This window comes from Tardiphaga sp. vice304 (genome assembly GCF_007018905.1).
Classification (GTDB): Bacteria; Pseudomonadota; Alphaproteobacteria; order Rhizobiales; family Xanthobacteraceae; genus Tardiphaga.
Window position 1 is genome coordinate 119,934 of the sequence record NZ_CP041402.1, and the last position, 17,731, is coordinate 137,664.

Annotated in this window: 19 protein-coding genes; 7 read left to right on the forward strand and 12 right to left on the reverse strand. The window is 65.2% G+C overall.

All coding sequences use genetic code 11. The features are described from left to right. Positions 1 to 154: 154 nt before the first annotated feature. Together argF and FNL56_RS00500 are read right to left on the reverse strand one after the other, a co-directional pair. The gene (argF, locus tag FNL56_RS00495; protein WP_143571145.1) at positions 155 to 1,081 is read right to left on the reverse strand and encodes an ornithine carbamoyltransferase; all 927 of its coding nucleotides are present in this window, start codon (positions 1,079 to 1,081) and stop codon (positions 155 to 157) included. Next, positions 1,081 to 2,286 (reverse strand): aspartate aminotransferase family protein, encoded by a 1,206-nt coding sequence (locus FNL56_RS00500; RefSeq protein ID WP_143571146.1) that lies wholly within the window; start codon positions 2,284 to 2,286, stop codon positions 1,081 to 1,083. Before FNL56_RS00500 ends, argF begins: the two co-directional genes overlap by 1 nt. A 447-nt stretch (positions 2,287 to 2,733) precedes the next feature. Here FNL56_RS00500 and FNL56_RS00505 point away from each other — a divergent pair, with 447 nt between their 5' ends. Further along, entirely contained in the window at positions 2,734 to 3,246 is a 513-nt protein-coding gene (locus FNL56_RS00505) for a GcrA family cell cycle regulator (RefSeq protein ID WP_143571147.1), read from the forward strand. A gap of 209 nt (positions 3,247 to 3,455) precedes the next feature. Here the strand turns inward: FNL56_RS00505 and FNL56_RS00510 are convergent, their stop codons facing one another. The 5 genes from FNL56_RS00510 to FNL56_RS00530 all read right to left on the reverse strand — a co-directional run bounded on the left by FNL56_RS00510 (position 3,456) and on the right by FNL56_RS00530 (position 8,301). Continuing rightward, the gene (locus FNL56_RS00510; RefSeq protein ID WP_143571148.1) at positions 3,456 to 4,751 is read right to left on the reverse strand and encodes an ATP-binding protein; all 1,296 of its coding nucleotides are present in this window, start codon (positions 4,749 to 4,751) and stop codon (positions 3,456 to 3,458) included. A gap of 33 nt (positions 4,752 to 4,784) precedes the next feature. Next, on the reverse strand, positions 4,785 to 5,834 hold the full coding sequence (locus FNL56_RS00515) for a lysylphosphatidylglycerol synthase domain-containing protein (RefSeq protein WP_143571149.1): 1,050 nt from the start codon (positions 5,832 to 5,834) through the stop codon (positions 4,785 to 4,787). A gap of 249 nt (positions 5,835 to 6,083) precedes the next feature. After that, on the reverse strand, positions 6,084 to 6,599 hold the full coding sequence (locus tag FNL56_RS00520; RefSeq protein ID WP_143571150.1) for a DinB family protein: 516 nt from the start codon (positions 6,597 to 6,599) through the stop codon (positions 6,084 to 6,086). Between the two features lie 2 nt (positions 6,600 to 6,601). After that, positions 6,602 to 6,904 carry a hypothetical protein gene (locus FNL56_RS00525; protein WP_143571151.1) on the reverse strand — a complete coding sequence of 101 codons (303 nt, stop codon included), beginning with the start codon at positions 6,902 to 6,904 and terminating at the stop codon, positions 6,602 to 6,604. Further along, entirely contained in the window at positions 6,904 to 8,301 is a 1,398-nt protein-coding gene (locus FNL56_RS00530; protein WP_143571152.1) for an OmpA family protein, read from the reverse strand. The genes FNL56_RS00525 and FNL56_RS00530 overlap by 1 nt, the downstream gene beginning before the upstream one ends. A gap of 165 nt (positions 8,302 to 8,466) precedes the next feature. Here FNL56_RS00530 and FNL56_RS00535 point away from each other — a divergent pair, with 165 nt between their 5' ends. Next, positions 8,467 to 9,522, forward strand: a complete 1,056-nt coding sequence (locus FNL56_RS00535) for a polysaccharide deacetylase family protein (protein ID WP_143575964.1) — start codon at positions 8,467 to 8,469, stop codon at positions 9,520 to 9,522. On the opposite strand, the gene FNL56_RS00540 is transcribed toward FNL56_RS00535, so the two are convergent. Together FNL56_RS00540 and FNL56_RS00545 are read right to left on the reverse strand one after the other, a co-directional pair. Next, a complete protein-coding gene (locus FNL56_RS00540; protein WP_143571153.1) occupies positions 9,523 to 9,897 on the reverse strand; it encodes a nuclear transport factor 2 family protein in 375 nt (124 codons plus the stop codon). Positions 9,898 to 9,975: 78 nt separating this feature from the next. After that, complete coding sequence (locus FNL56_RS00545) at positions 9,976 to 10,818, reverse strand: universal stress protein (protein ID WP_143571154.1); 843 nt, start codon at positions 10,816 to 10,818, stop codon at positions 9,976 to 9,978. Between the two features lie 146 nt (positions 10,819 to 10,964). Here FNL56_RS00545 and FNL56_RS00550 point away from each other — a divergent pair, with 146 nt between their 5' ends. Beyond that, positions 10,965 to 11,462, forward strand: a complete 498-nt coding sequence (locus FNL56_RS00550; RefSeq protein ID WP_143571155.1) for a hypothetical protein — start codon at positions 10,965 to 10,967, stop codon at positions 11,460 to 11,462. A 96-nt stretch (positions 11,463 to 11,558) separates the two neighbouring features. On the opposite strand, the gene FNL56_RS00555 is transcribed toward FNL56_RS00550, so the two are convergent. Continuing rightward, the gene (locus FNL56_RS00555; protein WP_143571156.1) at positions 11,559 to 12,680 is read right to left on the reverse strand and encodes an FUSC family protein; all 1,122 of its coding nucleotides are present in this window, start codon (positions 12,678 to 12,680) and stop codon (positions 11,559 to 11,561) included. Between the two features lie 111 nt (positions 12,681 to 12,791). On the opposite strand from FNL56_RS00555, the gene FNL56_RS00560 reads away from it, so the two are divergent. Continuing rightward, on the forward strand, positions 12,792 to 14,156 hold the full coding sequence (locus FNL56_RS00560; protein WP_143571157.1) for an MmgE/PrpD family protein: 1,365 nt from the start codon (positions 12,792 to 12,794) through the stop codon (positions 14,154 to 14,156). Between the two features lie 6 nt (positions 14,157 to 14,162). Here FNL56_RS00560 and FNL56_RS00565 read toward each other — a convergent pair whose 3' ends face one another. Next, complete coding sequence (locus FNL56_RS00565) at positions 14,163 to 14,450, reverse strand: DUF1330 domain-containing protein (RefSeq protein ID WP_143571158.1); 288 nt, start codon at positions 14,448 to 14,450, stop codon at positions 14,163 to 14,165. 38 nt (positions 14,451 to 14,488) lie between these two features. Continuing rightward, positions 14,489 to 14,779: a DUF1127 domain-containing protein gene (locus tag FNL56_RS00570; RefSeq protein ID WP_143571159.1), complete on the reverse strand. Its 291-nt coding sequence runs from the start codon at positions 14,777 to 14,779 to the stop codon at positions 14,489 to 14,491. Positions 14,780 to 14,885: 106 nt separating this feature from the next. On the opposite strand from FNL56_RS00570, the gene FNL56_RS00575 reads away from it, so the two are divergent. The 3 genes from FNL56_RS00575 (at position 14,886) to FNL56_RS00585 (ending at position 17,627) form a co-directional block, all read left to right on the forward strand. Further along, positions 14,886 to 15,776: a LysR substrate-binding domain-containing protein gene (locus tag FNL56_RS00575; protein WP_143581718.1), complete on the forward strand. Its 891-nt coding sequence runs from the start codon at positions 14,886 to 14,888 to the stop codon at positions 15,774 to 15,776. A 174-nt stretch (positions 15,777 to 15,950) separates the two neighbouring features. Then, positions 15,951 to 16,541, forward strand: coding sequence for a 3-keto-disaccharide hydrolase (locus FNL56_RS00580; protein ID WP_143571161.1), 591 nt, complete (start codon positions 15,951 to 15,953; stop codon positions 16,539 to 16,541). Between the two features lie 168 nt (positions 16,542 to 16,709). Then, complete coding sequence (locus FNL56_RS00585) at positions 16,710 to 17,627, forward strand: pirin family protein (protein ID WP_143571162.1); 918 nt, start codon at positions 16,710 to 16,712, stop codon at positions 17,625 to 17,627. The last annotated feature ends 104 nt before the right edge of the window (positions 17,628 to 17,731 follow it).

Genomic DNA, 17,731 nt, shown 5'->3' on the forward strand with positions numbered 1-17,731 from the left:
GCCGGGTCGGGTGGGGGTAACCACAAGCGTCGGAGTTTGTGGCTACCCCCACCCCGGCCTCCACGCCCGATGATGCTATCGCATCATCACTCGTTCGGCCTACCCTCCCCGCAAGGGGGAGGGCATCCATCAGCTTCCGCGCGTCGCGTCGATTTTACGCCACCGCGTCGAAGCACCAGGCGAGAATCCCCTTCTGCGCGTGCAGGCGGTTTTCGGCCTCGTCGAACACCACCGACTGCGGGCCGTCGATCACCTCGTCGGTAACCTCGTCGCCGCGATGTGCCGGCAGGCAGTGCATGAACAGCGCGTCGGGTCGCGCCAGGCCCATCAGCCTGGCATTGACCTGATACGGTTTCAGCAGATTGTGCCGGGTCTCGCCGTCCTTGTCGCCCATCGAGAACCAGGTGTCGGTGACCACGCAATCGGCATCGCGCACCGCAGCATCGGCATCGGTGCCAAGCACGATCGGCGCGTTGCTGGCCTTGATCCAGTCGCGGAACGATTTCTTCGGCGCCAGCTCCGGCGGCGTCGCGACGTTGAGCTTGAACTGGAAGCGCTCGGCGGCGTGCGCCCATGACATCAGCACATTGTTGTCGTCGCCGGTCCAGGCCACCGTGCGGCCCTTGATCGGACCGCGATGTTCCTCGAAGGTCATCACGTCGGCCATCACCTGGCACGGATGCGAGATCCGCGTCAGGCCATTGATGACAGGCACCGTGGCGTTCGCTGCCAGCTCCATCAGCGATTCATGGTTGAGGATGCGGATCATGATCGCATCGACGAAGCGCGACAGCACGCGCGCGGTGTCCGCGATGGTCTCGCCGCGGCCGAGCTGCATCTCGGCGCCGGTCAGCATCACGACCTCGCCGCCGAGCTGGCGCATGCCGACCTCGAACGAGACGCGGGTGCGCGTCGAGGGCTTCTCGAAGATCATCGCCAGCGTCTTGTTTTCCAGCGGCCGGTCCGGCTTCGCATGGGCTTTCAGCTTCTTCTTCATCACGACGCTGGCGTCGAGAATGCCGCGCAGTTCGGCCGCCGGCATCAGATTGAGGTCGAGGAAGTGGCGCAGGGCGGTGCTCATCACGCGGCTCCCTGCTTGCGTTCCGGCGACAGCGCGAGGCAAGCCTGCTCCAGCCGTTGCACGGATTCCTCGATCTCCGCTTCGGTGACGATCAGGGGCGGCAGGAAGCGTACGACATTGTCGCCGGCGCCGACGCTGAGCAGTTTGGCATCGCGCAGCGCGGCGACCAGATTGCCCGATGGCACCACGGCCTTGAGACCGATCAACAGGCCCTCGCCACGCACCTCGCTGAGCACCGACGGATAGCGATCGACCGCCGAGGCCAGCTTCTGCTTCAGGAGCAGCGACATTTTCTTTACATGGTCGAAGAAACCCGGCTTCAACATCACGTCGAGCACCGCGCCCGCGGCCGCGATCGCCAGCGGATTGCCGCCGAAGGTCGAGCCGTGCGAGCCCGGCGCCATGCCCTTGGCCGCTTCCGCGGACACCAGGCAAGCACCGATAGGGAAGCCGCCGCCGAGCGCCTTGGCCAGCGACATCACATCCGGCGTGACGCCGATGCGCTGATAGGCGAACAACTCGCCGGTGCGGCCCATGCCGGTTTGCACTTCGTCGAAAACCAGGAGGATGTCGTGCTCGTCGCACAGGTCGCGCAACTGGCCAAAGAATGCGTTCGACGGCGCCCGCACGCCGCCCTCGCCCTGTAGCGGCTCAATCAGGATGCCGGCGGTGTTCAGGCCGATCGCGTTCTTGACGGCATCGATATCGCCGAGCGGAACCTGGTCGAAACCGGAGAGCGGCTCGCCATAGCCTTCGAGATATTTGGCGGCGCCGGTCGCGGCCAGCGTGCCGAGCGTGCGGCCATGGAACGCGCCTTCAAAGGTGATGATGCGGCTGCGCTCGGGATGCCCCTTGGAGAAGTGATAGTGCCGCGTCACTTTGAGCGCGCATTCCATCGCCTCGGCGCCCGAATTGGCGAAGAACACGTAATCCGCGAAGCTCTGCTCGCAGAGCCTGGCTGCGAGACGCTCGCCGTCCGGGCTCTTGAACAGGTTCGACATGTGCCAGAGCTTCGTCGCCTGCTCCTGCAGCGCCGTCACCAGATGCGGGTGGCAGTGGCCGAGCGCATTGACCGCAACGCCGCTGGTGAAATCGAGATAGCGCTCGCCTTCGGTCGAGATCAGCCATGCACCTTCTCCGCGCTCGAAGGCGACGTCCGCCCTGGCGAATACGGGAAGCAGATGAGACGGTGCGCTGTTGGTCATAACCAGTCCGATCGAAAAAGCTCAAGGTGTGGTCGGTGGCCAAGGCGCCGAGACCGACAACGGACCCCAAAACGAAACGTGCCGCCTTTCGCAGGCGGCACGTGTGCATTATTCTATGTGTGCCATGATGACTGTCAACCTGGCAGTGGTGTCCAGAGGCCACCCGAAGTCGTCAAAAAAGCCGATTTTGCTGCTTTACTGGCAGAAGCATGTGGACGCGCCTCGGCGGACTCTTGCGCGCGAGTCACGGCATATTGTAGCTTTTGCGCTGTCGGATACGACATCTCGTGCGGCGGTTGATCCTTTAGTCTTGTACGCGGCGTAAAACGCCTGGTCGCAAAATTCTGCGCCCGGCGAGCGCTAAGGGATTCTGACAGCAGGGGTTTTTGAGTCTGGAGTCGCAGCGCCGAGCCTAATCGGCCCGGCGCGACACGAAGGGAATTTGCGATGACGGTAATGACATGGACCGACGACCGCGTCGAGCAATTGAAAAAACTCTGGGAAGGCGGCTTGTCCGCCAGCCAGATCGCAGCCGAGCTCGGCAATGTGACGCGCAATGCCGTGATCGGCAAGGTGCATCGCCTCGGCCTGTCCGGTCGTGCCAAGAGCCCGTCTTCGGCCGCGCCGCGCCCGCGCAAGACGCGCCCCGTCGCCCAGCAGATGGTGCGGATGTCGCGCCCGGTGGCGCGCGGCAACACCGCTCTGGCGCAGAATTACGAAGTCGAGATGGAACCGGATCCGGTCACCTATGACAACGTGGTGCCGATGAGCCAGCGTCTGACGCTGGTCGAGCTGAACGAGGCGACCTGCCATTGGCCGATCGGCGATCCGTCGAGCTCGGAATTCTACTTCTGCGGCGGCAAGGCCCTGCAGAGCCTGCCCTATTGCGCGCATCACTCGCGTATCGCCTACCAGCCGGCCAGCGACCGCCGCCGTCAGGCACCGAAGCCGCTGCGCTGACGTGAAGGCGTTGCGGCGACCCGCAGCGCCCGGATAATCTCTCCGTGCATTCCACCGCCGTCATCCTGAGGCGCTCGCCCATTGGGCGAGCCTCGAAGGATGCGACCACAGGCGCCGCAGCCCACGTCCATCCTTCAAGGCCGTCGCAAGAGCGACGGCACCTCAAGATGACGGGGGAGATGGCGACAAACTCACAACACAGTTCGGCTCTAAGCCTGCGGCGCCTTCAGTTGCGGGAATGCCGCCGTGAACGTCGCGCCGTTCTTCGGCACGCTTTCGATCAGCAGCCGGCCGCGGTGGCGGTTGAGGATGTGTTTCACCAGGGAAAGCCCGAGCCCGGTACCGCCCTGCGCGCGGCTGTCGCCGACATCGACGCGGTAGAAGCGTTCGGTCAAGCGCGGCAGATGTTCCGGCGCAATGCCGGGACCGAAATCGCGTACCGCGACGCGGATTTCCGGGGCCCCTTCCAGATTGTTCGACGCCGCAAGCGACACCTGCACGCGCCCGCCGGAGGCGCCGTACTTCAGCGCGTTTTCGATCAGGTTTTCGAACAGGCGCAGCAGTTCCTCGCGGTCGCCGGCGATCATGACCGGCGCATCCGGCAATTCCATCTCGATCCGGACCTGGCGTTCGGCCGCCAGCGGTTCGAGACCGTCGCCGACCTGGCGGATGATCGGCAGGATATCGACCAGCATGTCGGGCCGCACATGCGCGGTGAGTTCGACACGCGACAATGACAGCAGATCGTCGATCAGCCGCGCCATCCGCTTCGCCTGCGTATGCATGATGCCGAGGAAACGCTCGCGCGCTTTGGCGTCGTCCTTGGCGGGGCCCTGCAGCGTTTCGATGAAGCCGGACAGAGCGGCCAGCGGCGTGCGCAGCTCATGGCTGGCATTGGCGACGAAGTCGGCGCGCATTTCCTCGACCCGGCGCAACGGCGTCTGGTCATGAAACGTCATCAGCATGCAGGTGTCGGTGCCGCCGAAATGCGTCGGCACCGGAACCGGGGTGATCAGCAGTTCCATCCAGCGGTCCACCGGGACGTGGTCGAGATAGGTGGCGCGGCGCGGCTCGGTGGTGGCGATGGCTTCGCGCAAAGCGGTGACGATCTCGGGCGAGCGCAGCGCGAATTGTGCGAGCTCATTGCGGCGCAGGGCCGGTGCCAATTGCCCGGCCGCGGAATTGAAATGCAACACGCGCCCGGCGCGATCGAGCAGCACGGCCGGATCGGGCATGCCGGCGACGATGGCGCGCACCGCCGGCGCTTCCACCGGATTGACGCTCAGTACCTCTTCGCGCGAGGTGGTCTTGTCGTGCAGCCGCCACGGCACCAGCGCCGCGCCGGTGATGCAGACGAAGGCAATCACCGCGCGCTGCGCCGACAATTCGCCGAACAGCACGAGAGCCACGAGCGCCAGCCCGGCCACAAGCAGGATGATCGCGGCATGCCGCAACCGGTCTGGCCACGGCGAAAACACGCTCGGGGGCGAAGCTTCAACAACCATCTGGCGGGTTCTTTTCCTGCTCCGGATTGAAGTTCAGGCGCCGGAGCCGCCATGTTCCTTGAGCGGTCGTCCGACGGGGACCGCGGGCGCGTCTGTCTCAAGAGACAATAAACGCTTCGAGCGCGCGCCCATGATAATTTCACGGCACGTCAGCAGGATGACAGAGATAAAAAACGGCGCCAGATAATACAGCACGCGAAACAGCAGCATGCCGGCCAGCAGCTCTTCCTTGTCCATCTGCCACAGCCCGACCAGCATCGCGGCATCGAACACGCCCAGCCCGCCCGGCGAATGGCTGGCAAAACCAAGCAGGGTGGCGGAGACGAAAATCACCGCCACCACGACGAAGCCGAGGTTGGGCTCGTCCGGCACCAGCATGTACATCGCCAGCGCGCAGAAACCGAGATCGATGATCCCGATCGCGATCTGCAGCAGCGTCAGCGGTCCGCCCGGCAACTGTACCGACCAGGTGCCGTGGCCGACGCTGCGCGGCTTGACCCAGACCCACGCGACGTACCCGGCAAGACCGCCGAGCAGTACGAAGGCCATCACGCGGTTGACCCAGGGCGGTAGCTGGTCGATCGCCGAGGCGGCCTCCGGATGATAGGCAATGCCCATGCCGAGCACGGCGGCGTTGCCGAGCCAGAACGTAAGCCCGGCGAGAAAGCAGATCTTGGCGACGTCGACCGCGTTCAGCCCCCAGGCCGAATAGATGCGGTAGCGCACCGCTCCGCCCGTGAAGACGCTGGCGCCGACATTGTGACCGATCGCATAGCTGGAGAAGGCGGCAAGCGCGTTGATGCGGTACGGGATATGGCCGTGGCCGATCGCCCGCACGGCGAACCAGTCATAGAATGTCAGCGTGAAATAGCCGGCCGCCACCGACAGCGCGGCGAGGCCGATCAGCCGCGGTTCCGTGCCGATCATCGCCTCGTAGACGGCGGCCATATTGATGTTGCGCAGCTCGTGATAGAGCATGTAGCAGGCGAACACGATCACCGCGACGCTTAACAGGACACCGAGCTTCTTCAGGATCTGCTTGTGGCGCAGAAACGAGATCGCCCTGCGTATTGCTTCCAGCATCTCAACCTCGAATGCGATCCCGCGTCCGGGAAATCAGGCAAACCTCGGCGTTGCCGCCGTCGCTGCCGGGACAACCTGTCCTAGCGTGTTTTGCGGCAAAGTGGAATTGAACAAAAAACCCGCTGCATCAATATATTAGGTACGAATTACCAAACCCCAGACGGAATTTGCGCAAGTCGCTGCGGCATATTGACGACCGGCCGATCGCAGCACAACGACCACGCATGCGGCCGTGAAGCTTTCGTAGTTCTATCCCGCCGGTTTGTCGGCAAGACGCTGGTAAAACAACAGATCGAGTTCGGGGGCCGCCCCGATCAGCCCCGTCAGCACCGCGTGGGCCTGACCGCGATGGTGGGTCTGGTGGTTGAACCAGTGCGCCAGCGCGGGGGCGAGCGGCTGTTCGAACGTTTCAGGCGACGATACCCGCCGATAACGGATGACGCCGGCCAGGCGATCCTCGTCGAGACCATCGACATAGCGGACGATGCGGGCGTCTTCGGCGCTCCGTGCCGCCCGCAGCTCGTCGAAACGCTCGAACAGGATGGCATCGAGCCGGTCCGGCGCGTCGCCTTCGCCGGTGAAGCGCTGCTGCCAGATCCGGTCGGTCACCAGCAGATGGTTGAGCGTTCCCTTGACCGATTTGAAGAAGGCGCCCCGGTCGGCGCTGAACTGTTCGGCACCGAGCAACGCCACGGCCTGATAGAGCCGGGCATTGGCCCAGGCGTTGTACCGCCCGAACATCCGGTAATGGGCAAGGAGGCTCATCGCTACGCCGAGGATGCCCGCATCTGCCGGGCCACGACGCCATCGCGCAGCCACGAACCGATCGCGCAGCCGACCAGATAGCAGGCGAACAGCGCCAGGCCTAGATCGAGCCAATAGCCGAACCGGCCCGGCAGCAGCCTGGCCAGCGCGATACCGACGATCACCACCGCGAGCACCGCCAGGCCCTGCACCCAGCGCCGCGGCACCGGCCGGGTGCGGGTGATGACGGCAATCCAGCCCATGCAGAAACCGAGCGCTGCGGCGCCGAGCAGCCAGCCCCACAGAAAATATGCCAGATCGATCATTATTGTTTCACCATGAATTCGATACGGCGGTTCTGCGACTTGCCTTGCTCGGTATTGTTGACCGCGATCGGCTGGCTCGCGCCGTAGCCCTGGGTGGTGAAACGCTCCGCCGGCAGGCCGGCACGGACCAGATAGTCCCGCACCGCCGCGGCCCGCTTTTCGGACAGGGTCTGGTTGAAGCCGGGGTCGCCGTCGCCATCGGTGTGGCCGATGATGTCGATATTGGCCGCCGGACAACGCATCGCGGTTTCAATCAGGCGGTCCAGCAGCCCCGCCGAATCGGCGTTGATGCTGGCGCTGGAGGCCTCGAACCGGATCCGGCCCTTGGTCAGGTTCTGGGTGAACAATTGCTGGCACACCGTCGAATCCACCGGCGACGCCGCCGGCTTGACCGAGACTTCCGGCTTGACCGTCCAGCCCTGCGGCAGTTCCTGCGCCAGCCCGGAGCGGATCTGGCTGGCCGCAATTTCGAACAGCGCGTCGCCGGACAGGCGGACCTCGCGGTCGGACACCACCAGCGTGCCGGTGGACAGCCGCGACAGCGCGGCCAGCGCCGAGGTGACCGCGGCCGAAAAGCCGCTGGGCGCGCCGATGCTGGCCTTCAGATTGTCGATGATCTTCTCATTGGCGAATTTGCGGCCCGCGGTCGCGGCCAGCACGGCGTGCACATTGTTGTCCGGCACATAACCGCTCAACGTCAGCGTTACCGCGACCGGGTCCTTGTTAGCCTGGAAGATGTAAGGCGGAGCCTTGACGTCGTTGGTGGCGACCGAGAAGCCCTCCGGCAGGTTCTTCAGCGCCGCCGCGATCGCCTCGCGGCCGCCGAGATCGCGGGCCATGCCGGACAGGCTGACACTGTTGTCGGACACCACGATCTTGCCGTCCTTCAGCTTGGCGATCTGGTCGATCAGCAGCAACACCGCGGCATCGAAGCGCGAAGGCGCGCCGCGCGCCAACCCCATGCGATCGGACACTTCGGTGCCGGACAATGCGGCGCGGGCAGCCTCGGCGATGCGCGCCTTGCTGGCGGGCAGCGGGGCGGTCCCCCACAGCGTCACCCGGACATTGTCGCGTTCGGCTACCCAGACGAAGGGCTTGGCCTGCTGGACCAGCCGGGTTCCGTCATTGACCAGCCTGACCATCGGTGCGGCCTCGACGGACGACAGCGCGCTGCGGCGGCCATCTTCGGAAAACGCCTCGGCCGCCAGCGAAACGTCGCGGCCGGCCACCGCGATCCGGGTCTTGTCGAGGACGGTGTTTTTCAGCGCCACCGTGCTGCGCGCGGCGATGTCGGCTTCCAGCAGAACTGTGCTAACCCAGGCTGCCGCAACCCACAGAACGGCAAGCGGAACCAGGCCAGGCCACCATTTGTTGCTCCACTTGAAAAGTCCGTGCATTCGAAGTCCTGTGGGGGGTCTGGAAACAGAGTGAAAACAAACCCTTGCGCGACTGTCAAACTGTATTCCCGCGCGGTCGAGGGTAGGATAAGGGGTACCGGGATAACGCTTTATTCAATTGTTTCTGTTTGTGTCACTGGATAGCATCAATTGCTCGGTCATATGATGAAGCAGATCCGGAATACGATGATCCGCGCCGGTCTGGACGCGCTGTATTTCAGTGGCGCCCATCGGGTCCTGAAGCCGATCTTCGGCGGCGTCGGCAACATTTTCATGCTGCATCATGTCCGCCCGGCGCATGCCGGCCTGTTCCAGCCGAACCGCCATCTCGAGATCACCCCCGACTTCCTGCGCGCGACGCTGGCTTATATCCGGGCTTCCGACATCGACATCGTCACGCCCGACGAATTGCAGCGACGGCTGGCGGAACAGGACTTTTCGCGTCGCTTCGCCTGCTTCACCTGCGATGACGGCTACCGCGACAACCGCGATTTCGCGCTGCCGGCGATGCAGGATTTCGATGCCCCGCTTGCGGTCTACGTCACCAGCGACTTCGCGCAGGGCACCGGCCGGCTGTGGTGGATCGCCCTGGAACGGGTGATCGCCGGGGCTTCCGCCATCGAGGCGCCGATCGATGGCGACATGGTCCGGCTCGACACCTCGACGCTGCCGGGCAAGGAAATGGCGTTCGACCGGCTGCATGGCTGGTTGCGCGGATTGAGCGATCCGGAGCTTCGCCGCCAGATGACGGCATTATGCGCCGCCCATGGCGTCAATGAGGACGCCATCAGCGGCGAATTGTGCATGTCGTGGGACGAGTTGAAGCCGTTTGCCGCCGACCCCTTGGTGACGATCGGAGGCCACAGCGTCAGCCATGGCAACCTCGCCAAGCAGAGCCAGCCCGATGCGCTGCATGAGCTGATCGGCAGCCGCACCCGGATCGAGGCCGAGTTGCAGCGCCCCGCGGTTCATCTGGCCTATCCCTATGGCGATCGCTGCGCCGCGGGCCCGCGCGAATTCGCGCTGGCGCAGCAGGCTGGCTATGCCACGGCGGTGACGACGCGCCCCGGGGTGATCTTCGCCGACAACGCCGAACAGATCACCGCGCTGCCGCGGGTCTCGCTGAACGGCAATTACCAGGACACGCGCTATCTTCCGGTGCTGACCTCAGGCGCCGCCACCGCGATGTATAACGGCTTTCGCCGAGGCCACGTAGCGTAGCTATTCCCTCGTATCGCAACGATAGGCCTTGGAGACGATCTGCCAGCCGTCGCTGAGCTTCATCGCCACCAGATAATCGGTGAAATAGCGCGGCGGGAGCTGACAGCGCACCTTGACGAAGGCGGTGTTCTCGTCGGAGCGATCCACCGTGACGATGAAATCCTCACGCGCTTTGCCTTCCGACTTGGCGGAGGCGCGCTGCTTCACCAGCGCCATCCAGTCCGGCACCGTCAGCACCTGCAACTGCCCCTTCGACACCCAGCGCAGATCCGCCGTGGGATGAAAGATCGCGGCGAGCTTGTCGGCGTCGCCTTCATAGAGGCCGTCGAAATAGTGCTGGATCACCGTCTCGACGGTGGAACGGTCATAGGACAAGGCAGATCTCCCGTGTGAGTCCGCCCTACTATGCCGACAAAATGCCCGAGGCACACCCGCGATGATGCAAAAGGCGCGTCAATGCGAGAACAGGATCGGCAGCGGCGGGCCTGCGAGCATGCTCAGGGTGGCGCCGCCGAGGATAAACTGGCGGAACCGCGAATGACCGTAGGCCCCCATCACCATCATGTCCGCCGAGCACGACTGCGCGTGCGCGGCGAGAACGTCGCCGATGGCCCGATCGGCCGCACTGACCTCGTCCAGCACCACGTCGATGCCGTGGCGCGCCAGGTTTCTGGCCAGTTCGGATGCCGAGTGAGGGGTGTCGATCGGCTTCTCGTCACCGACGGTGACGATGCGGACCTGCTTGGCCTTTTCGAGGATCGGAAGCGCATCCGCAACGGCGCGCGCCGCAGCGCGGCTGAAATCCCACGCCACCAGGATGGTGTCCAGCGCGAGGGGTCGGGTCCGCGGTCGCTCCGGCAGCACCAAAGTCGGTCGGCCCGAGCCGAAGATGAGTGCTTCCGCATACCAGGGATCATCGCTGTCCGGCACGGACACGATGGTGAGGTCGCGCAGCCGCGCATGCTGCACCATGATTTCAGGCACCTCGGCGGCGATGCCACGCCCCAAGATGATCTCCACGGACGCGCCTTGTCGCCGGCCGGCAGCGGCCTCGCAGGCTGCCAGCAGATCCTCGGCGTTTTTCCGGCTCTTGCGCGCCTCGTCGGCGATCAGCCCGGGAATACTGATGAGCAACGTCGGCAACATGCTGCCGGGGACATCGACGATCGTCTCGCAGGCGACGGCGGCCAGATGCGCGCCCAGCAAGCCGGCGATGGCGTCCGCATCCTCGACGACCTGCAGCGGCGTGGGCTCGGGATAGGTCCGCAATACCAGCAATACATCCGTGATCGCCATTCCCTGATCTCCCGCTGTGGTTTTTCTGCCGCGACCCTACAGAACTTCTGCGCCATGGAGTTGATTTAGCTCAGAGTGCCCGCCGGACTGAAAACTGAATTTGCCGGGCCGGCGGGAACTTCGACTGGCCATGCCGGTTACCCGGCGTGACATTTTCTGAAATCAATCCGACCAGCGACGAATCCAAGGCCGCGCTTGCGCGGGCTTTCGACAATGCCTGGCAGCCTTTCATCGCCGCGGAGGGCGAGGCCGCCGATACAATCGAGAACCGGCGCCGGCTGGCGTCGCGCATCGTGACCCTGGCGAAATCCGGCCAGACCGACGAGGACGCGCTCGGCGAGGCCGGGCTGATCTATCTCCGGGTACTCAGCGCCGCCGCCCGGCTGAGCCGGCAGCCCGGCAAGGAGCCAACTCCCGAGCTGGCGCAGCAACCCTGGCAGGATGAGGGCGGTCATGCCTTTACGCCGGAAACGGTGGCGGCGATGACGGCGGCGCTGGAGCGCTGCCTCGACGTGCTGCCGCTGCGCATTCCCTCCGACGCGCTGAAATTGCTGTCCACCAGCATCCTCGACGCGGCGTCGCGCGGCGAACGCGATCCGGAAAAGCTGCATCTGCACGCGATGGAGGCGTTGAAAACACGCTGACCCGTAGCCCGGATGAAGCCGGCGCTGGCGTAGCCAGCGGCGACGCAATCCGGGGGCAGCGATGGGGGATCGACCGGCCCCGGATTGGCATCCGGGCTACGGGAGCTCTGCCTTTGTCGGCAATTCCGGCACCTTGTCGGCCCACTCGGCGACGCAGCGCTCCAGATCCCGCAGATTCTGTCGCATCTGCTCGAGCGAAAAGCCGATCGCGAAAAAACGTTCGGTGACATCGCTGGGCATCCCGCGCGTCAATCCTTCGCTGCGCAAGGCGGCGACTTCGGCGCTATAGGCCTGCAGCGCCACCTGCACCGGCCAGATCGCCGGCGCGCCGGTGCCGCTGCGCAAGGCTTCGGCGATGGCCCGCAGATAAGAGACGATCGCGGCGCTGACCCGCGCCAGCGGCCCGGCCAGCCGCTTCTGCAATTCGGCCGGCAGCGGCACCACGGTGGCGCGGCCGATCATCACCAGATCGTGCCGCAGCCGCAGGATGGTGCGCAGCAACGGTCCGGTATCCGGCCCCGAGGACAGATGCGCGGCGCGCTCGCGCTCGGCCTCCGCGCCGGTGACGTCGAGCCCGGTCAGGGCCGCGCCGATGCCGTGCTGCAGCCGGTGCAACTCGTCATTGTCACGGCCGCGGGTGGCTGCCGCCAAGAGTTCGCCGAGCGCCGAGGCGATCAGTTCGAGCGCCTTCACCGCACCGGCGCGAATGTGGGAGTGCGCGCGCGAGGGCAACACCAGAAACGACACCAGCAGTCCGGTGATGGCACCCACCGCAACCTCGAGCACGCGATCGATGGCCGATTCCAGCGGCGTGACGTGGTTCATGGTCGGCAGCAGCAGCACGATAATGGCGGTGACGGTTGCGACATTCAGGCTGGGATTGATCGCGGCAATGAAGGACAGGGGAAGCACCGCCAGCACCAGCACGCCGAGCAGCGCGCCCTCGCCCGTGTGCGGGATCAGGATCGCCACCGCGCCGCCATAGATGGCGCCGCCGATCGTGCCGACCAGGTAATCCCGCGTCGCCTTCAGCGAGCGGCCGACGCTCATCTGGGTGACGATGATCGCGGTCAGCACCGCCCATAGCGGCAGCTTGAGCCCGAAGGCCGTCGCAATCGCCAGCGCGCTCATCGCCGCCACGGTGACGCGGACGCCGAGCCCCAATTCGACCTTGTGCGTGACAAGGAAGGCCCAGATCCGTTTCAGCAATGCAATCATGTGATCCATCTGTTGCAGGCAGCGTCGCGGCGCATGGCTGCGTGCGCGGGACGCGCTTGAAACGCCGATTCAGCCCGCTTACGCTGTTTTCAACAAGAGTGAGGAAACACAATGGCCAACGAGACCGCGACGCTTGCTGCCTATGTAGCGGATTTGAAGTTTGACGACATCCCACAGGACGTGCGGGAGCGCGCCAAGGTTCTGACGCTAGATTACCTCGGCAGCACGATCCGCGCGCGTCAGGAAGCTGAATCGACGCCGGCTCTGCTGAACATGCTGCAGGCGCTGTCGCTCGACGGCGCCGGCGAAGCCACCGTATTCGGCGACAGCAAGAAGTGGACACCAGCGGTCGCGGCCCTGCTCAACGGCGCGCTCGGCCATTCGCTGGATTTCGACGATACCCATGCCGATTCCTCGCTGCATCCGAGCGCCCCGGTGGTGCCCGCCGCCTTCGCTGTCGGCGAGATGGTCGGCGCCTCCGGCGAACAGGTGCTGACCGCGATCGTCGCCGGCTATGAAGTGTGCTGCCGGCTCGGCAATGCGCTCGACCCGACCTCGCATTACGCGCGGGGATTCCATCCGACCGCAACCGCGGGGACCTATGGCGCCGCCGCCGCGGCCGGCAAATTGCTCGGCCTGTCGAAGGAGCAGTTGATCTCGGCGTTCGGCGTGTCCGGCAGCCAGGCCGCCGGCTCGCTGCAGTTTCTCGTCAACGGCGCCTGGAACAAGCGTTACCAGGTGGGTGCCGCCGCGATGAACGGCGTGATCGCCGCGACGCTGGCCAAAAACGATTTTCTTGGCGCCACCGAATCGGTCGAGGGCAAACACGGCCTGCTGGTCGGCTACAGCGACGACGCCCATCCGGAAAAGGCCACCGCCGGACTCGGCACGGTCTATGAGACCATGAAGATCGGCGTGAAGCCGTATCCGAGCTGCCGCTATACCCATGCCGCGATCGACGCCATTATCGCGATGCGCCGCGAGCACAATCTGACGCCGGATCAGGTCACACGCGTCGAGATCGGGCTGCACCGCAACGGCATCACGCTGACCGGCGACGCCGCCACCAAGCGTCACCCGACCTCGATCGTCGGCGGCCAGTTCTCGATGTTCTTTACCGGCGCGCTGGCGCTCGACCAGGGCAGTTTCGGCTGGGACGACTACAAGCGGCTCGGCGATGCCGCTATCGACGCGCTGGCCGACCGCTTCGATGTCGTCCAGGACGAACGGCTGGAGGGCCAGCGCCATCCGTTCGGAGGCCGCGTCTCGATCACCACCGAGGACGGCGTGCACGAGCGGATCTATGCGGACCCGTCCGGCGAGCCGTCGTCGTTTCCCGACGCACAGGCGATGGCGCAGAAGTTCCTGCAGTTGGCGCGGCCGGTGCTGAACGGCGGCGCCGAGAGATTTGCCGACGCCATCCTGTCGCTGGAGCGTTATGACCGCGTCAGTACAGCCACGGCGCTGGGGCGCTGACGGCGGCTAGGCGCCGTCGATGATTATGAAGTCGGCCTCGGCGTATTTCTGCCGGATCGCCTTGGCGGCGTCATATTCGGGACTGCGATAGCACGCCGTCGCGGTGGCGCGGTCGGCGAATTCGACCACGACGTTGCGATCGCGCGCGTTGCCTTCTATCGCCTCGAAGGCGCCGCCGCGAACGATGAACTTCGCTCCAAATTTTTCGAATGCCGGCTTCGCCGCGGCGAGATAGTCGGGATAACGCGCTTCATCGCGCACCGAGACGCGGACGATCCAGTAGGCTTTCGACATGGTAGTTCTCCAGTTGTGATGAGATCATGCGGCGCGGGTTACGCCGTGGTGTCGCGGCAGCGGATCGCGGCCTCGATGCCGGCGCGGGTGACGCCGATATCGCGCAATTCGACGTCGCGCATGGCTTGCAGCGCGGCGCGGGCCTGCTGCCGCTCGCACAAGCGACGCCAGCCTGCCCCAACCGCCGCAAGGCCAGCCGCGACGGCGGAACGGATCATCCGGCCGCGCTCGATATGAACGCTGCGCGTGATGGCCTGCCGAAGCGCCGTCCATTGCGACGCCGTGAGGCGGCGTTCATCACCAATGCGGGGAAGGAATTCGTCCGCCATCTTCCGCCCCTGCTGTCCGGCCCATGCCCGCTGCTTGTGGTTTACCCGCGCTGATTCATCCTATAAAATGAATAATCGAGATCATTACGATCTTCCGGAGAGATGCATGGACCTGGCTGAACTGCGCATCTTCCGCGCCGTGGTGCGCGAGGGCGGGATCACGCGCGCCGCCGAGCGCCTGCACCGCGTGCAGTCCAACGTGACGACGCGCGTGCGCCAGCTCGAGGACGATCTCGGCACACAGCTATTCGTCCGCGAAGGCAAGCGGCTGCATTTGACGCCGGTGGGCCAGACGTTGCTCGGCTATGCCGACCGACTGCTGGCTTTGGCCGACGAGGCGCGCGACGCGGTGCAGGATCCGCGGCCGCGCGGCGTGCTGCGCCTCGGCGCCATGGAAAGCACCGCTGCGGTGCGGCTGCCCGGCCCGCTCCACGAATTTCACCGACGCCATCCCGACGTGCAGCTCGAATTGCGCATCGGCAATCCGCAGACGCTGGCGCAGGGAATTCTCGCCGGCGACCTCGACGCGGCCTTCGTCGCCGAACCGATCGCCGCCGCACCGTTCGATCGCGTGCATGCTTTCGATGAGGTCCCGGTGATCGTGTCGTCCGCCAGCCACCCACCGATCGGTCGCAAGGGCAGCGCGCCGCGCGCGGTGCTGGTGTTCGAGAACGGCTGCCCGCATCGCAAGCGGCTGGAAGACTGGTATGCGAAGCGTGGCGAGCTGCCCGAGCGCACCATCGAGCTCGGCTCCTATCACGCCATGCTCGGCTGCGTCGTCGCCGGCATGGGCGTTGCGCTGTTGCCGGAAAGCGTGTTGTCGACGTTTCCCGAAAGCGAGAGGCTCCTTGTGCACCGGTTGCCGGCCGGCGAAAATCGCGCCGAGACCGTGCTGATCTGGCGCAAGGGCGCCGCGTCGCCGAATGTCCTGGCGCTGCAGCAGGTGCTGCGGGCTTCACGCGCGACCGGCCGCACGCCGACCAAGCGCAAGGCATAGCGCGCAGCGTGTCGGTCGCCGCGGACGCGATCCTGTCACGGCAATGATTCGATGGGGTGGCGACGGCCCTGGGACGATGACCGCACTGCAACCATAAATCCTTGCGCCAGATCGTTTACACGCCCTTCCTCCCATGACTATCATCACGGTAACAAACAACAGGGGGAGACGACGATGCGGCAGACAACGATTGCGGCCGGAATTTTTCTTGGGCTAGCGGCTTTCATCCAGCCGGCCCTGAGCCAATCGGACGGCTGGGTCACGCTGCTCGACAGCAGCAAGATGGGCGACTGGGACCGCGTCGCCGATGCCAATTGGGAGATGAAGGACGGCGCCCTGGTCGCCGACAAGCTCGCCGGCAAGGATCCCGCTTACCTCGTCAGCAAGACGTCGTACAAGGATTTCCAGATCCGCGCCGAGTTCTGGACGGATGAAGCGGCCAACTCCGGCATCTTCATCCGCTGCGCCAACCCGAAGGTGATCGGCGCCAATACCTGCTACGAGGTCAACATCTTCGACAAACGGCCCGACCCGTCCTACGGCACGGGCGCGATCGTGGATTTCGCCAAGGTCAACCCGATGCCCAAGGCCGCGGGCAAGTGGAACACCTATGAGATCACCGCCAAGGGGCCGAAACTCACCGTGATCCTGAACGGTGAAAAGACCGCCGATATCGAAGACAGCAAGTTCGCCGACGGCCCGATCGCCCTGCAATACGGCTCCGGCGTGGTCAAATTCCGCAAGGTGCAGATCAAGCCGCTGTAGGCTCCGAGGCTCTGTAGCCCGGATGGAGCGAAGCGGAATCAGGGGCCGGCGGCGCAACCGGTCCGACTTTCCCCGGATTACGCTTCGCTCCATCCGGGCGACGCGGGCCAGTCGGGATGACGGCTCCGGAGCGGGCTGCTAGACTGTCTCCGAACACACGGAGACCCCATGAGCTGGCAGCCTAGCAACGATCCGATCCTCGGCGACGCCGCCTCCTGCGACGCGCTGGAATTGGCGATCGTGCCGCGCACGCGCGACATCGGCGACGGCTTCATGGTCCGCCGGGCGCTGCCGCACGGCAAGCGGCAGATGGTAGGCCCCTTCATCTTCTTCGACCATTTCGGGCCGATGCAGTTCATCGCCGGCCACGGCATGGATGTGCGCCCGCATCCGCATATCGGCCTGGCCACCGTCACCTATCTGTTCGACGGCTCGATCATGCACCGCGACAGCGAGGGCAATGTCCGCGAGATCCAGCCCGGCGCGATGAACCTGATGACCGCCGGCCGCGGCATCGCGCATTCCGAGCGCACGCCGGACGTGCCGCGCGCCAATGGGCAGAAGATGCTCGGGCTGCAGAGCTGGATCGCGCTGCCCAAGGGCTCCGAGGAGATCGCGCCGTCGTTCCAGCATTACGGCGCCGACAGCCTGCCGGTCATTCAGGACGCCGGCTTCACCGCGCGCATCATCGCGGGCTCCGCTTTTGGCGCGGCGTCCCCGGTGGCGATGGTGTCGCCGTGGTTCTATGCCGAAGTATCGGTAGAGGCCGGCACAAGCGTGCCGCTCGATCCCGACCATGAGGAACGCGCGATCTATGTCGTCGATGGCGAGATCGAGATCGCCGGCGACCGCCACGAAGGCCCCAAGCTGCTGATCTTCCGCCCCGGCGACGCGATCACCGTCAAGGCGCTGCAGAACACCCGCATGATGTTCCTCGGCGGCGACGCGCTGGAAGGGCCGCGGCACCTGTGGTGGAATTTCGTGTCCTCCAGCAAGGAGCGCATCGAGCAGGCCAAGCAAGACTGGAAGACCGGCCGTTTTGCCCACGTCCCCGAGGAACACGAATTCATCCCGCTGCCGGAATAATGCACCGTCTCCTCCTACGTCATTGCGAGGAGCCGTTGCGACGAAGCAATCCAGTCTTTGCTTGTGGCTTTCTGGATTGCCGCGTCGCTTCGCTTAGGGCAAAG